The sequence below is a fragment of the Streptomyces sp. NPDC052101 genome, from assembly GCF_040680235.1.
GTDB lineage: Bacteria > Actinomycetota > Actinomycetes > Streptomycetales > Streptomycetaceae > Streptomyces.
Genome location: NZ_JBFAWH010000069.1, coordinates 1 through 15,273, shown reverse-complemented (window position 1 = coordinate 15,273; position 15,273 = coordinate 1). Strand labels below are relative to the sequence as shown.

The 15,273-nt window shown below is 70.9% G+C and carries 12 protein-coding genes; 8 read left to right on the top strand and 4 right to left on the bottom strand.

The window, feature by feature from the left end:
- Window positions 1–63: 63 nt before the first annotated feature.
- The gene (locus tag AB0L75_RS42780; RefSeq protein ID WP_365191705.1) at window positions 64–1,191 is read right to left on the bottom strand and encodes a molybdopterin-dependent oxidoreductase; all 1,128 of its coding nucleotides are present in this window, start codon (window positions 1,189–1,191) and stop codon (window positions 64–66) included.
- A 131-nt stretch (window positions 1,192–1,322) separates the two neighbouring features.
- Here AB0L75_RS42780 and sthA point away from each other — a divergent pair, with 131 nt between their 5' ends.
- Window positions 1,323–2,729, top strand: coding sequence for a Si-specific NAD(P)(+) transhydrogenase (sthA, locus tag AB0L75_RS42775; RefSeq protein WP_365191704.1), 1,407 nt, complete (start codon window positions 1,323–1,325; stop codon window positions 2,727–2,729).
- A gap of 16 nt (window positions 2,730–2,745) precedes the next feature.
- On the opposite strand, the gene AB0L75_RS42770 is transcribed toward sthA, so the two are convergent.
- The 3 genes from AB0L75_RS42770 to efeU form a co-directional block, all read right to left on the bottom strand.
- On the bottom strand, window positions 2,746–3,897 hold the full coding sequence (locus AB0L75_RS42770) for a HoxN/HupN/NixA family nickel/cobalt transporter (RefSeq protein ID WP_365191706.1): 1,152 nt from the start codon (window positions 3,895–3,897) through the stop codon (window positions 2,746–2,748).
- 171 nt (window positions 3,898–4,068) lie between these two features.
- Window positions 4,069–5,340, bottom strand: a complete 1,272-nt coding sequence (gene efeB / locus AB0L75_RS42765; protein WP_365191703.1) for an iron uptake transporter deferrochelatase/peroxidase subunit — start codon at window positions 5,338–5,340, stop codon at window positions 4,069–4,071.
- Window positions 5,341–5,396: 56 nt separating this feature from the next.
- Entirely contained in the window at window positions 5,397–7,427 is a 2,031-nt protein-coding gene (efeU, locus tag AB0L75_RS42760) for an iron uptake transporter permease EfeU (protein ID WP_365191702.1), read from the bottom strand.
- A gap of 213 nt (window positions 7,428–7,640) precedes the next feature.
- Between efeU and AB0L75_RS42755 the strand changes: the two genes are divergently transcribed.
- The 7 genes from AB0L75_RS42755 to AB0L75_RS42725 all read left to right on the top strand — a co-directional run bounded on the left by AB0L75_RS42755 (window position 7,641) and on the right by AB0L75_RS42725 (window position 15,200).
- Complete coding sequence (locus AB0L75_RS42755) at window positions 7,641–8,303, top strand: DedA family protein (protein ID WP_365191701.1); 663 nt, start codon at window positions 7,641–7,643, stop codon at window positions 8,301–8,303.
- Window positions 8,300–8,902 carry a phosphatase PAP2 family protein gene (locus tag AB0L75_RS42750; protein ID WP_365191700.1) on the top strand — a complete coding sequence of 201 codons (603 nt, stop codon included), beginning with the start codon at window positions 8,300–8,302 and terminating at the stop codon, window positions 8,900–8,902. Before AB0L75_RS42755 ends, AB0L75_RS42750 begins: the two co-directional genes overlap by 4 nt.
- Window positions 8,899–9,654, top strand: coding sequence for a phosphatase PAP2 family protein (locus tag AB0L75_RS42745; protein WP_365191699.1), 756 nt, complete (start codon window positions 8,899–8,901; stop codon window positions 9,652–9,654). Before AB0L75_RS42750 ends, AB0L75_RS42745 begins: the two co-directional genes overlap by 4 nt.
- The gene (locus tag AB0L75_RS42740) at window positions 9,608–10,273 is read left to right on the top strand and encodes a response regulator transcription factor (protein ID WP_365191698.1); all 666 of its coding nucleotides are present in this window, start codon (window positions 9,608–9,610) and stop codon (window positions 10,271–10,273) included. The genes AB0L75_RS42745 and AB0L75_RS42740 overlap by 47 nt, the downstream gene beginning before the upstream one ends.
- Window positions 10,270–11,649 (top strand): HAMP domain-containing sensor histidine kinase, encoded by a 1,380-nt coding sequence (locus AB0L75_RS42735; RefSeq protein WP_365191697.1) that lies wholly within the window; start codon window positions 10,270–10,272, stop codon window positions 11,647–11,649. Before AB0L75_RS42740 ends, AB0L75_RS42735 begins: the two co-directional genes overlap by 4 nt.
- A gap of 186 nt (window positions 11,650–11,835) precedes the next feature.
- Window positions 11,836–13,611: a glycosyl hydrolase family 18 protein gene (locus AB0L75_RS42730; protein ID WP_365191696.1), complete on the top strand. Its 1,776-nt coding sequence runs from the start codon at window positions 11,836–11,838 to the stop codon at window positions 13,609–13,611.
- A gap of 290 nt (window positions 13,612–13,901) precedes the next feature.
- Complete coding sequence (locus tag AB0L75_RS42725) at window positions 13,902–15,200, top strand: hypothetical protein (RefSeq protein ID WP_365191695.1); 1,299 nt, start codon at window positions 13,902–13,904, stop codon at window positions 15,198–15,200.
- Window positions 15,201–15,273: the final 73 nt, after the last annotated feature.

The following is a 15,273-nucleotide window of genomic DNA, read 5'->3' as shown; positions in this document are numbered from 1 at the left end:
GGGGCGCGGGGAACTGCGCGGGCGACCACGCACCACCCGCACCCCGCCGTGCGACATGAGCCGCTACGGCGAGGGCGCGTCGTCCACGCACACCACCCGCACATAACGCACCGCGTTGTTGGCAAAGCCACCCCGGTTCCAGCGCTGCTCAAGGGGCTGGGTGCAACCGGCGGAGTCGCTCGCACGCGCGCCCACCGCGTGCTGTCCGGGGGCCGCGGCCCAGGTGCAGTGCCAGCCCCGCCAAGCCCATCGGTGCACCTCCGGTTCAAGCACCGCGGGCATCCAGCTCGCGCCGCGATCCGTGCTGACCTCGACCGAGGAGACGGGCGCCTGCCCGGACCAGGCCCGGCCGAAGAGCCGCACCGGTCCCTCCCGGACCACCCGCGTGCGGGACATGAAGTCGGGAAACCCGGGCGGCATCAGCAGGGCGCGCGGCGCGATCCGGGTGACCGGCTCGCCCTCCTCGTCGGCGGTGCGCCGCATCCGGTAGGCGACCGACTGCTGGAATCCCGTGAACGGTACGTCGCTGACGGTGACCGAGCGCAGCCACTTCACCTGGGCCATGCCGTACCAGCCGGGCACGATCAGCCGCAGCGGCCTGCCGTGCTGCGGGGGCAGCGGGGCGCCGTTCATGGCGGTGGCGACCAGTACCTCCGGATCGCCGCCCAGGGCCAGCGCCAGGGGCAGGGCGCGCTGGTAGTCCTGTTCGACGCCGCGCTCCACGCCGTGGTCGGCGCCGGTGAAGACGACGTCCACGGCCGCCGGGTCGGCGCCCGCCTCGGCGAGCAGCAGCCTGAGCGGTACGCCGGTCCAGTCGGCGGTGCCGACGGCCTCCACCAGCCAGGGCTGGCTGACCGGCCGGGGCCTGAGCAGGGCCCGGCCGTTGCCCGCGCACTCCAGGGTGACCCGGGTGGTGACCTGCGGGAACGACAGCAGGTCGGCGAGGGACAGATCGAGTGGGGCGCGTACGTGTCCGTCGACGGTCAGCCGCCAGGCACCGGCGCCGGGCACATACGGGATGTCGTAGTGCGTGAGGACGTAGTGCAGTCCGGGCGGGGTGACGTCGTACCGCAGCGCCTCCAGGGGCAGTCCGTGGTTGCGGGTGGCGAGCGCGAGTTCGTCGGCGCCGATCTCCTCGTCGGGAGCGGCCAGCCGGGCGGGGGCGCTCAGGTCGCCGGTTCGCTGGCCCATGGCGTCATTGTCCTCCCGGGACCCCGGCGCGGCGAGGAGAGCCGGGGGGCGGCCGCAACTTCCGCGCGGCTCGGGGGATTTCGGCGGCGCTCCCTTCCGGAGCGGGCCGCCGGACTGACAGACTCCCGAGGGTGCCCGACTTCGATTTCGACATGCTCGTCATAGGATCCGGACCCGGCGGTCAGAAAGCCGCCATCGCCGCGGCCAAGCTCGGCCGCCGGGTCGCGGTCGTCGACCGCCCCGACATGCTCGGCGGGGTCTCCCTGCACACCGGAACCATTCCCTCCAAGACCCTGCGCGAGGCGGTGCTGTACCTGACCGGTCTCACCCAGCGCGATCTGTACGGGCAGAGCTACCGGCTCAAGGACGACATCACGGTCGCCGATCTGACCGCGCGCACCCAGCACGTCGTCGGCCGCGAGGTGGACGTCGTCCGCAGTCAGCTCACCCGCAACCAGGTGACCGTGTACTCCGGCACGGCTCGCTTCGCCGACCCGCACACGGTCGCCCTGTCGGAGGTCTCGGGACGGGAACGGCGGTTGAGCGCCGGGCACATCGTCATCGCCACCGGCACCCGGCCGGCCCGCCCGGACACGGTCGAGTTCGACGGGCGGACGATCATGGACTCCGACAACGTGCTGTCGCTGGAGCGGGTGCCGCGGTCCATGGTGATCGTCGGCGCGGGTGTCATCGGCATGGAGTACGCCTCCATGTTCGCCGCGCTGGGCAGCAGGGTGACCGTGGTGGAGAAGCGCCCCGGGATGCTGGACCTGTGCGACGTGGAGATCGTGGAGTCGCTCAAGTACCACCTGCGGGACCTGGCCGTCACGTTCCGCTTCGGCGAGACCGTCGCCGCCGTCGAACGCCATCCGCGGGGCACGCTGACCGTGCTGGAGAGCGGCAAGAAGATCCCCGCGGACACGGTGATGTACTCGGCGGGCCGGCAGGGCCTGACCGACGAGCTGGACCTGGCCAGGGCCGGGCTGGCGGCGGATCCGCGCGGCCGGATCGAGGTGGACGAGAACTACCGCACCGAGGTGCCGCACATCTACGCCGTCGGTGATGTGATCGGGTTTCCCGCGCTCGCCGCGACCTCGATGGAGCAGGGGCGTGCGGCCGCGTACCACGCGTGCGGGGAGCCGGCCGGGCGGATGCACCATCTGCAGCCGATCGGGATCTACACCATCCCGGAGATCAGCTTCGTCGGCCGGACCGAGGACCAGCTGACCGAGGACCGGGTGCCGTTCGAGGTGGGCGTGGCCCGGTACCGGGAGCTGGCCCGCGGGCAGATCATCGGGGACTCGCACGGCATGCTGAAGCTGCTGGTCTCTCCCGTGGACCGCACCCTGCTCGGGGTGCACTGCTTCGGCTCGGGCGCGACCGAACTGATCCACATCGGGCAGTCGGTGATGGGGTGCGGAGGCACGGTCGACTATCTGGTCAACGCGGTGTTCAACTATCCGACGCTGGCGGAGTCGTACAAGGTCGCCGCGCTGGACGCGACGAACCGACTCCGTCAGGTTGACCGGCTGGACTAGTGCCCCGGCAGGCAGCTCAGTCCGCCGACTGCTCGGCCAGGTTCGCCGTCCACTTCTCCTCGATGCGGCCCGCCTTCCACACCAGCAGGGCGATCGCCCAGGTGGCGAAGAACAGGCCGACGATGACGAAGCCGACGGTGTTGAGGTCGAGGCCGGAGATCCAGTCCCAGAAGGCGCCGTGCAGGTCCAGCTTGTCGGCGAGGAGGCCGAGGAGTTCGACGGTCCCGATGATCAGGGCGACGGCCACGGAAAGGCCGGTGATGGTGAGGTTGTAGTAGACCTTGCGGACCGGCTTGGAGAACGCCCACTCGTAGGCGAAGTTCATGAACGAGCCGTCGATGGTGTCCAGCAGGGACATGCCCGCGGCGAACAGGACCGGCAGGCACAGGATGGCGTACCAGGGCAGGCCGGAGGCGGCGCCGGAGCCGGCGAGGACCAGCAGGGCGATCTCCGTGGCGGTGTCGAAGCCGAGGCCGAACAGCAGGCCCAGCGGGTACATCTGCCACGGCTTGCTGATCGAGCCGGTGACCCGGCCGAGCAGGCGGTTCATGAAGCCGCGGTTGTTCAGCTGCGTCTCCAGGGCGGCCTCGTCGTAGGCGCCGGAGCGCATCTGCCGGAAGACCTTCCAGATGCCGGCCAGGATGACGAGGTTGATACCGGCGATGAGGTAGAGGAAGGTCCCGGAGACCGTCGTGCCGATCAGGCCGGTCACCTCGTGCAGGTGCGAGTTGTCGTCGCGGACCGATCCCGCCAGGGTCTTCATGCCGAGCGAGAGCAGCAGGGAGAGGCCGAAGACGATGCTGGAGTGGCCGAGGGAGAACCAGAAGCCGACCGACAGGGGCCGTTGCCCCTGTCCCATCAGCTTGCGGGTGGTGTTGTCGATCGCGGCGATGTGGTCGGCGTCGAAGGCGTGCCGCATGCCGAGGGTGTAGGCGGTCAGGCCGATGCCGATACCGAAGGAGTCGGTGCCGACGCTGAAGTGCTGCGGTGCGACGATGCCGACCAGCGTGCCCCAGCCGATGATGTGCAGGGCAAGGACGAAGCCGGCCATCCCGCCGACCCTGATCCACTCCTGCCGTGTCATGGAGCCGCGGACACGGCGCCAGGCCGAGCGCTTGGCTTCGGCCTGGGCGGGGAGGGGCGGAGCGGAACCGGGGGCGGCCGTCATCGGGAGGGTCATCCTTCGGTGGTGCGGGCACGGCACGGCTGCACATCACAGCCTTGTGCCATCTTTCCGTACTTGCAAACTATGTGCAGCAGACGTCAGGTAAAGGAAACGGCAGGCCTTTCCCATGATCGGGGAAAGGCCTGCCGTGGTCGTCCGGGTGCGCCGGGGCCGTCAGACGGAGAGCATGCCCCGGCCCAGCCAGTCCTTCGCGTGCCGCACTCCGGGCAGGGCGAAGAAGTAGCCGCCGCCCGTGGGGGAGATGTAGTCCACCAGGGGCTCGTCGATCAGCCGGGTCTGCACGGCCTCGAACTGGCGCTTGACGTCCTGGTTGTAGCAGCAGAAGACCAGGCCCATGTCGAGGTTGCCGACGTTGTCCACGCCGCGGTCGTAGTTGTAGCCGCGGCGCAGGATGCGGGAGCTGTCGGTCGACGCCTTGCGCGGGTTGGCGAGGCGGATGTGGGCGTCCATCGGGATCGCGGTGCCCTGCGGGTCCTTGGCGTACTGGGGGATGTCGGTCTCCTTGGCACCGTCGAGCGGGGCGCCGGTGTCCTTGCGGCGGCCGAACATCTTCTCCTGTTCGCTGAGCGAGACCCGGTCCCAGAACTCGACCAGCATCCGGATGATCCGGATGACCTGGTAGCTGCCGCCCGCGGTCCAGGCGGGCTCGCCCTGGCCGTCGCCGACCCAGATGAGCTTGTCCGTCTCGCGGGCGGAGGTGACGTCCGGGTTGGCGATGCCGTCCTTGAAGCCAAGCAGGTTGCGCTGGGCGCCGGTGGGGCGCGGGGCGTTCTGGAAGCCGTCGATCCGCCACTTGATCTGCATGGCGCCGCGGGTGTGCCGGGCTATGTCGCGCAGGGCGTGCAGCACGGTGTCCTGGCTCTGGGCACAGATCTGCAGGGACAGGTCGCCGTGGCACTCGGCCGCGTTCAGGTTGTCGTTGGGGAAGGTCCGCATCGGGGTGAGCCGGGCGGGCCTGGCCTTGGCGAGGCCGTAGCGGTCGTCGAAGAGGGAAGCGCCGACGCCGACGGTGACGGTGAGGCCGTCGGTCGGGACCTCGGGGCCGAGGATGCCGTTGTCGGAGGGCGGCGCACCGACGCCCAGGTCGGCGGGGGCGCCGCCGGCGGTGAGGAAGCGGGCCCGCTCGGTGATGGTCCTGAGCAGGTCGGTCAGGCCCTTGCGGCCGTCGGCGATGACGTCCAGCGAGACGAAGGTGGCGGCGGCCGGGGCCGGGGTGACGATGCCGGCCTGGTGGGCGCCGTGGAAGGGGACCTTCGCCGTGCCGTCGGCGTTCGCCTGCTGGGCCTGCGCGGTGCCGCCGCTCTCACCGAGGGCGAAGCCGCCGCCGGCCAGGACCGCTCCGGCGGCGCCGGCGCCCAGCGCGGACCGCACGAAGGAGCGGCGGGCGGGGCCGACGGGGCAGGCCGACGGTTCGGCAGTGGACATCGCAGGGTTCCCTTCGGGGTGCGGGTGCGCGGACATCATCGGGCGGGCTTCGGTCATCAGGCGGACTTCCGGATCTCGAGGAGGTCCGGGATCGGGGCGAGGTCCTCCAGCAGCTGGCCGGTGGCGCCGTTCAGCTGCTGCCGGTCGGCGGCGGCGAGCTTGTCCACGGCGGTCCAGCGGTCGCCGTCGTGGGCCGCGTCCAGCAGCTTCTGCACGCGGGCGATGTCCGCGTCGACGGTCGGCAGGAGCTTCGGCGCACGGGTGGTGAGCAGCGGCTTGAGGACGGTGAGCAGCTCGCGGGTGCCGGTGAGGTTGGCGTCGGCGGTGGCGAGGTTGGTCCCGCTGCCCTCGTCGGTGTCGCCGGTCAGCTCGAACTGGAGGGTGTTCTCCAGGATCTCGTGGGCGCGCAGCGGCAGGTCGCCGGGGTCGAAGTCCTGGCTCGGGAACGCCTTCCCCAGTCCGGCGACGTCGGTGGCGAGCTGCTGGGCGGGGCCGGTCAGCTCCTTGGCCGACTGGCCGTGCCACAGGCCGTACTCAAGGCGGTGGAAGCCGCTGAAGTCCTTGTCCTGGACGCCGCCCGGCAGTCCGTCGGCGCGGCCGTTGATCTTCTTGTCGAAGTCCTCGAAGGTGCCGTAGGCGGCGCCGAGCGAGGAGTAGGTGCGGTGGGCGGTGAGCCAGTCGGTGCGGGCCTTGTCCAGGTGGTTGCCGTCGATGTCGTCGGCGAGGGTGCGGGTCTGGGCGACCAGGGTGGCCAGGCCCTGGCCGACGTACGCCTTGTACGCCTTAAGGGGGGCGGCGAGGTCCTGTTCGGAGACGGGGACGACCGGCTTGGCGGCGCCGCCGCCGGTGACGGTGACCGACTTTGAGGTGACGGCCTTGCCGCCGGTGGGGACGCAGCGCCAGGCGTAGGTGCCGCCGGCGACGGTGGCGACGAGGTCGCGGGTGGTGCCGGGGGCGAGGCCCTCGATCTCGCCGTAGACCGCACTGGTCGTCGGGTCGATGAGATACACCTCGGAGGTCTTGCCGCCGGTGTTCTTCATCTGGAAGGTCTGGCGGCCCGGCCGGGGGGCCGTGAAGCCCTTGCCGCACTCGGTCCCGGAGACGGCGACGGTCTGGTCGCCGGCGGGCTTGGGCCGGGCGAGGGCGACGACGAGTCCGGCGATCACGGCGGGTACGGCGACCACGGCGGCCGGCACGACCCACACCGGCCGGCGCCGCTCGGGCCGGTCGGCCTTCGGCTCGGGCGCGGGGCGTTCCTTCGCGGGCTTCGGCGCCGTGGCCTGTACGCCGCGCACGAACAGGGTCATCACGACGGCCAGGTAGGCGACGTAGGCCACCACCTGGAGCCAGGTCATGGTCGGGGTGAGGTTGAGGACGCCCTGGACCAGGGTGCTGTACCAGGAGCCGGCGTCGACGCTGCTCGCGAGGTCGACGGCGTAGGCCGTCTTGCCGGGCAGCACGCCGCCTTCCTGGAGGTCGCGCAGGCCGTAGCCGAGGACACCGGCCGCGATGACGATCAGGACGGCGCCGGTGGCGGTGAAGAACTTCGTCAGGTTGATCTTCAGGACCCGCCGGTACAGGCCCCAGCACAGGCCGGCCGCGAGGACGAGGCCGATGCCGGCGCCGGTGAGCGGTCCGGCCGACTCACCTGCCGCCTGGGCGGTGGTCCACAGGAAGAGGGCCGTCTCCAGCCCCTCACGGCCGACCGCGAGGAACGAGGTGAGGATCAGCACACCGGAGCCCATGGCGAGGGCGCCGGTCACCTTCTCCTTCAGCTCACCGGAGAGGCTGCGGGCCGAGCGGCGCATCCAGAACACCATGGCGGTGACGAACGCGACGGCGATCACGCTGAGGATGCCGCCGAACGCCTCCTGGGCGGTCTGCGGCATGGAGGCGGCGGTGAAGGTGAGCACCGCGCCGAAGCTCATCGCCACGGCGACGGCGGCGAGGACGCCGGTCCACACCTGGGGCAGCCGCGAGCGCGCCTCGGCCCGCACCAGGGTGGCGACCAGTATGGAGACGATGAGTCCGGCTTCCAGTCCCTCCCTGAGTCCGATCAGGAAACTCGGAAACGCGTCGTCCCACATGTCCTGCTGCCCTCCCTGTTAGTTAGTGAAGGCATGCCTTACCTTCGCGGACCATCATGACGACGGCCATGTAGTCGATCGGTCATGAAGCGGCAATGACGAGGCAAAGTCCGGGCACGATCGGCACTCTGGGTTCGTCTACACACAGGCCAACCGTCTACAAATGTGTAGTCGAATCTTCTCGGAGCAAGTCGAAGGAAAGGGCGTACGGCGATGGCCACTCCCCCACACCTGGCGTCGCAGCTCGCGGTCAACGTGCTCGACGCCCACTCGCTGCTCGCCTCCTTCGGCGTGCTCGGCGTCGGCGTGGTGCTCTTCGCGGAGACGGGCCTGCTGATCGGGTTCTTCCTCCCCGGCGACTCCCTGCTGTTCACGGCGGGACTGCTGTGCACGGGCTCGTCCGACCGCGGATTGCATCTCTCGCTCGGGCCGCTGCTCGTCACGGCAGCCGTCGGCGCGCTGGCCGGCTCACAGTGCGGGTTCCTGCTCGGCCGCAAGGCGGGCGGCGCGTTGCTGGCCCGCAGCCGCTCGGTGAAGCTGCGCGAGGGCGCCGAGCGCGCCGAGGAACTGCTGGAGCGCTACGGCCACGCCAAGGCGATCGTGCTGGCCCGCTTCGTCCCGGTGGTGCGCACGGTGCTGAACCCGATGGCGGGCGCGCTCGGCGTGCCGGCCCGGACCTTCACCGTCTGGCAGGTGGCGGGCGGACTCCTGTGGAGCCTCGGCCTCACCCTCGCCGGATACGCGCTGGGCTCCTCGATCCCGAACGTCGACAAGTACCTGCTGCCGGTGATCGCGCTGATCGTCCTCGTGTCCCTGCTCCCGGTCGCCGCCGAGGTGCTGCGCTCGCGCAAGGCCGCCAAGGAGGCCCGCGGATGACGTTCGCCCTGTCGGGCCCGTCGGTCGACAGGTCGCTCTACACCGACGTGGTGGACCTCGCCCACCGCTCCCCCGGCTGGCTGGACGACACGATCGGGCTGTGGTCGGCGTACGGCCTGGCCATCTCCGCGCTGCTCATGGCCGTGGGCTGGTGGCAGGCCCAGCGGGACGGGGCGAGGGCGGCCATGACGGCGCTGACCCTGCCGGTGGCGATGGTGGCGGCGTTCGCGGTGACCAGTGCCGTGAAGCCGCTCGTCGCCGAGGAACGGCCGTGCCGGGGCCTGGCCTACCGCACGCTGGAGGCGTGTCCCGCACGCGGCGACTGGTCGTTCCCGAGCAATCACACCGCGGTCGCCTGCGCCGCGGCGGTCGCCCTGTTCTCCGTCTCCCGGCGCCTGGGTGCCGTCGCCTCCGTGTGCGCGCTCGCCATGGCGGCCTCCCGGGTGTGGGTCGGCGTCCACTATCCGCACGACGTCGTCGCGGGGGCACTGCTCGGCGGGCTCGTCGGCTGGGTGGTGACGAGCGTGCTGCGGCGGTGGCCGGCGGGCCACGCGGGACGGCTGTCGGGGACCTGGCTGCGTCCCCTTCTGATGTCATGAACCGCGCCAGGGTCGCCGAGTCGGCGGGCACGCTCGCCCTCGGCGCCTGGATGGCCTTCGCGGTGCTGGCCGCGGTGGTGGTCAGCGACCAGGGCGGACCGCTCTACCTGGACCGGGGCCTGCTGTCCTGGTCCGTCGCGCACCGCCCGCCGGTGGCGGTGACGCTGGCCCGCGGGCTGACCGCCACGGGCACGGGTGTCGTGCCGTACGTCCTGGTGGTCGTGGCCGGGCTGATCGCGGGCCGCACCGCGCGGCAGCGGCTGCTGGCCGTACCGCTCGGCTGGCTCTGCCTGGGCGGGGGCCAGGCGGCACGGTACGGCGTGATGGAACTGGTCGCCAGGGCCCGGCCGCCGGGGTACGACTGGCAGACACAGGCCTCCGGCTGGTCGTTCCCCTCCGGTCACACCACCACGGCCGCGCTGACGGCCGGGCTGCTGATCGTCGCCCTGTGCCTGCGCGCCCCACGCGGCCGGACCGCGCTGTGCCTGCTGGTCGCCTGCTGGGCAGCGGGGGTCGGGCTGACCCGTGTTTTCCTGGGAGTGCACTGGTTCACCGATGTGATCGGCGGCTGGCTGTTCGCCGCCGGCTGGCTCGGTGTCTGCATCGGCGCGACGGCCCGGTGGCTGCCCGAGCGCTATGTCCCCCGTGCCCCCGAGACGGGCACATCCCACCCGAGCGACACGGCCGACGGGCCGGTGGAGAGAGATGCGACCCACGATCCTCATCGTCGAGGACGACCACGCCCTGCGTGACGTGCTGCGCCGCGGTCTGCACGACGAGGACTTCGACACGGTCTGCGCCGGAGACGGGGCCACGGCCCTGCGGCTGGCGACACCGGACGTGTCCGCCGTCGTGCTGGACGTCGGCCTGCCCGACGCCGACGGCCGCGACGTCTGCCAGGCACTGCGCGCGGGCGGCTTCCTCGCCCCGGTCGTCTTCCTGACCGCGCGGCACGGGCTCACGGACCGGCTGTCGGGCTTCTCGGCCGGCGGCGACGACTATCTGCCGAAGCCCTTCCACCTGTCCGAGCTGGCCGCCCGGCTGCGGGCCGCCCTGCGCCGGGCCGCACCCCCGGCCGCGTCCGCCACGGCGGGCGGACTGGTGCTGGACGCCGTCCGGCACAGCGCCACCGTGGAGGGCAGGCGCGTCGATCTGACCCCGACGGAGTTCCGGCTGCTGGCGGCGCTCACCGCGGCCGGCGGGGAGCTGGTGCGCCGCCGCGAGCTGCTCCGCGCGGGCTGGCCGGAGGGGGCGCAGGTCAGCGACAACACGCTGGACCAGTACCTGACCCGGCTGCGCCGCAAGCTGCGGGCGGCGGGCAGCGAGCGGACCATCGCCACGGCACGCGGGATCGGCCACCGCCTGGCATGAGAGTCCCCGCCCGCATCGAGGCGCTGCTCGCCCGACTCGCGCCGCGCACCCTGCGCGGCAGGCTCTCCCTGGTCGCGCTGACCACGGCCGCACTGCTGATGGTGATCCTCACGGTGGTCTTCAACACCGTCGTCCGGCATCGTCTCCAACGGGAGGCGGACGACGAACTGCGCACCCGCGCGGCGGCCGTCGCCACCACCGTCGACACCCGGCACGGCCGGATGCGGGTGCTGGAGACCTCGGGCGACCGGCTGCTGGACACCAACGCGTGGATCTACGCCGGCGGCCGCCTGCTGGAGCAGCCTCCGGCCGGGGCCGGTGCCCTCACCCGCGCCGCCGACTCCCTGGCCGCCGCGGGCCGGCGCGGCTGCCGCACGGTGCACGGTCCCGCCACGGTACGGCTGTGCGCGGAGCCGGTGCCCGGGGCGGCGGCGCGGGCCACCGTGGTCACGGCGCTGGACCTCGCGCCGTACCGCAGTTCGGCCCGGACCATGCTGCTGGGCTCGTTCGCGCTGGACGCGGTGATGCTCGTCTGCACCTACGCGCTGACCCGGCTGGCGGTGGGGCGGGCGCTGCGGCCGGTGCGGACCATGACGGACCAGGCGACGCAGTGGAGCGCCGTGGGCTCCGAGGAGCGGTTCGCGGGCCGCGGCCGGCCGGCCGAACTCGCGGCGCTGGGCGGCTCGCTGGACTCCCTGCTGGACCGGATCCGGGCGGTGCTGCGGCATGAGCGGCAGCTCACCGGCGAGCTGTCCCACGAACTGCGCACCCCGCTCAGCCGGATCGTCGCCGAACTGGACTGGTGGCACTCGCGCCCGCGCTCGCAAGCCGACACCCGGGCCTGTCTCGACGTCGTCGCACAGGCCGCGCAGTCGATGCGCACCATCTGCGACACTCTGCTGGACGAGGCCCGCGAAGGCGTGCCCACGGCCCCCGGCACCGCCGATGTGCCCACCGTGCTGCAGCGGCTGGCCGCGCACGCGGAGGTTCCCGGTGCGGTGCGGGTCGTCGTACCGGACGGGCCGGGTCCGCTCACGGCAGGGGTGCAGCCCGCGCTGCTCGAACGCATCGTCAGTCCTCTGCTGGCCAACGCCGTGCGCTACGCCCGTACGACGGTCACGCTCGGCGCGTCCCGGTCGGACGGCGGCGTACGAGTCGAGGTCACGGACGACGGCCCGGGCGTGCCCGCCGCCTTCACCCCACTGCTCTTCCAGCCCGGCAAGCGGGCCGACCTCGACGACGGGCACGAGGGCGCCGGCCTGGGACTTCCCCTCGCCCGGCGCCTGGCCCGCTCGGCAGGCGGCGAGGTCTCCCACGACCCCGAGCACGGGGCCGGGGCCGGGGCCCGGTTCGTGGTCACTCTGCCCGCGGGCTGACCGCGCTCAGCCGACTGGCTCGACGGCCCGTTCCCCGGTGACGTCCGACGACCACCCGAAATGAGGCCCTCGGCCGTTCACACCGCCGGGACAGGTCGTCGATTCACTCGAAAGGGTGCCTCCGGATGGCCCGCCCCGGTGGGCGGTGATGCGCTGGCCAGGACGCCATAGGCATATGCGGGCGTCATGAGTCGAGCGACCGGGAGGTCACAGGTGGGCACGGTGCACTACCACGGCTACTACCCGCAGTGGGCGATCTACGCCCGGAATTTCTTCCTACGGGACCTGCATGCGAACGGCACGGCGGACCGGCTGACGATCCTCAACTACGCCTTCGCCAACATCTCCTCCGACACCCAGATCCATCCCGGCTACAAGGCCTTCGCCGCGACCGCGCCGAACAAGAATCCGGGCCACGCGGACGGCGGCAAGGATGTCGGGGACGCCGACGCCGACTGGGTGCGGCCGTTCCAGGCCGCGGAGTCCGTCGACGGCACGGCCGACCCCGGCTGGAACAGCCCCAACTACCTCAAGGGCAACTTCAACCAGCTGAAGAAGCTCAAGGCCAAGCACCCGAAGCTGAAGGTGCTGATCTCGTTCGGCGGCTGGACCTACTCCCGGAACTTCTCGAAGGCGGCCACGGATGCGCACCGCGAGGAGTTCGTCAAGTCCTGCATCGACCTCTACATCCGGGGCAACCTGCCCACCAAGATCTGGACGGACACCCAGAATTTCCCGGCACAGTGGCGGGCGGTCTACGGAGGCGCCGGCGTGGCCGCCGGGATCTTCGACGGCATCGACATCGACTGGGAGTGGCCGGGCACCGACAAGGGCCTGCCGGGCAACCTCTACAGCAAGGACGACAAGAAGAACCTCCCGCTGCTGCTGAAGGAGTTCCGCAAGCAGCTCGACGCGTTGCCCGCGCGGCCGGACGGCGAGAAGTACCTGCTGACCGCCTTCCTGCCGGCCGACCCCTCGGTCATCGAGGCGGGCTGGGACGTGCCGGAGGTCATGAAGTACCTCGACTACGGCAATCTGCAGGGCTACGACCTGCACGGCGCGTTCGAATGCCCGGCGAGCTGCATCACCAACCACCAGTCCGCGCTGCACCCGATCAACGGTGACCCGACCTCCGGGAAGCTGTCGGTGGAGACGGCGGTGGACGCCTGGGTGAAGGCAGGGGCGCCCAAGAACAAGATCGTGCTGGGCATCCCGTTCTACGGGCGGGGCTGGGAAGGCGTGCAGAGCGACGCCAAGGGCGGGCTGTTCCAGCAGGCGAAGGGCGCGGTCCCCACCCCGAAGGCCAAGTACGAGGCCGGCGTCAACGAATACCGGGACCTTGCGGGGCTCGTCAGCAGCGGCTACACGCTGCACCGCGACGACGCCAACGCCGTCGCCTGGCTGCACAGCCCGACGGAGCGGATCTTCTGGACCTTCGACGACCCCACGGCCGTCTACAAGAAGGCGCAGTTCGCCAAGAGCAAGGGCCTCGCCGGAGCCATGTCGTACTCCCTCGACGGCGACGAGAAAACGACCGGCATCCTCTCGAAGTACATCCGCGCGGCGCTGGACGGCCAGGAGCCACCCGAGAAGGAACAGCAGAAGAACGCCTGCACGGCACCGGCATGGAACGCGAAGTACGTCTACGTCGCGCCCAACGAGGTCACCTACGAGGACGCGATGTGGCAGTCCACGCAGTGGAGCAAGGGAACGCCTCCTGGCACGAAGAACAACGATGGCAATCCCGTCTGGAAGAAGCTCAAGGCCTGCACGCTGCCCATCCGGCTCAAACTCCCGGCCGGAGCCAAGCCCTGGGACAACTCGGTGGCGTACAAGACGGGCAACTACGTCACCTACGAAGGCCAGCTCTACTCGGCCGCCTGGGACGTCCCGGCCGGGCAGAAGGACAAGCCGGGCGGCAACCCGGACACCTGGCAGCCGCTAGGGACGTATGAGAAGTAGGCGGGAAAGGAGCAGGGGCCCGTGCCGCACGGGCGCCTGCTTCTCGCGTTCGGGCAACAGCGCCGCGTACCCCGTCCAGCACTTGGTCTCGAACCGTCACCGGCCGCCCACGCGAGGGCTGCGGTCCGCGGCAGGCGTCCGCCGCCCTCTTGGCCCCGCCCGGATTGCCGGTCAAGTCTCCGGCTGATGCCCTGGAAGCGATCAGCGTGCATATGCCTCCGGCTCTGGCCAAGTGACTGTGCGTCGAACCGAGGGCCGCATGAGACCCCCCAGGAGAAGAAGGGACAACCGTGTCCGACCAGCAGAGCAAGACGCCGTATGTCATCAAGGGCCGAGGCAAGGACAAGTGCCCCGCCGGCAGCTTCTGCCTGTTCGCCGATATCGAATACAACACCTCGGGAAGCCGGGAAGCCATTCTCGTCATCCCGGAGGGCTCCACGGCGAACAACTTCAGCGATTACGGCTTCGACCACACCGGCGACGGTGTCAGCGCCGTTGTCAACAACACCGCCAAGGGAAACGTCCTCTTCAACAAGATCGACCAGCAGGGCAAGCAGCTTCCGGTCCCCGCGGGTACGGCGATGGCCGATCTGACCAAGTACAAGTTGGAGGGCAGCCCCGACGGCACCTGGAACGACCAGGCCCAGTCGGCCCTCGCCACTGCCCAGCCGGTCCCCGTCCCCGTCATCACCGAGCCCAAGGCCGACGCGAAGACCACCAACCGCCGACAGCCCGTCAGCGGCACGGCGGACCCCCAGGTGACGAAGGTGGAGCTGTACAACGGGTCGCACAACGGAAAACCGGTGCCCTTCGCCTCGCCCGAGGTGAAGGACGGGAAGTGGAGCTACACACCGAACTCTGACTGGCCGCTCGGCAAGCAGGAGCTGCACGCCATGGCCGTACGCGGCGAGACCAGGTCCGGCAGGGTCTACCGCAATTTCTACGTCGCCGAGTCCAGCCCGGTGGTCCAGATCGTCGCGCCCAAGGACGGCGCGAAGGTGGACGCCGAAACCCCCGTCGACGGTATCGCCCTCAACGCCGACACCGTCGAACTCGCCGAGGGATCCACGCCACTGGGCAAGGCCCCGGTGACCAGCGGGAGATGGACGTTCATCCCCAAGGGCGGCTGGGCCATGGGGAGTCACACTGTCACCGCCGTGGCCGTCAAGGGCGAGGGGAAGTCCCCGCAGGCCAAGGTCGGCTTCACGGTGGAGAAGAAGAACCTGACCGTCGCCTACAAACTTGTGCAGGACCCTTGGGAGGACTGGGAGACCAAGGGGTGGATCTACCCCTACGACATCACTCTGAAGGCCGGGGCGACCGACGTGGAGCGGTGGCGTGTCGGCTTCGGTGAGCTGCCCTCGGGGACAGTGCTTTTCAAGGAGTTCGTCAAGAACTTCTGGGGCGTGATCGTCGAGGACGGCTCCAACGGAAGGGTCCAGCTCGGCTCACCACCGCCCGAGAAGGGCAAGCACATCGTGCCCAAAGGCGAGACGCTGACCGTCCGGATCCAGGTGCTCTACCCGGCCAAGGACGACGCGTTCAAGAAGCTCTACAGGCTGTACGCCGAGGATTGGAGCGGTAAGTAGGCGGGACAGAATCGCGGCGATCGCCTGGCTGCGCAGCGCAACCACCTTCGCGGCATCCGCCAGCGACAGCGCA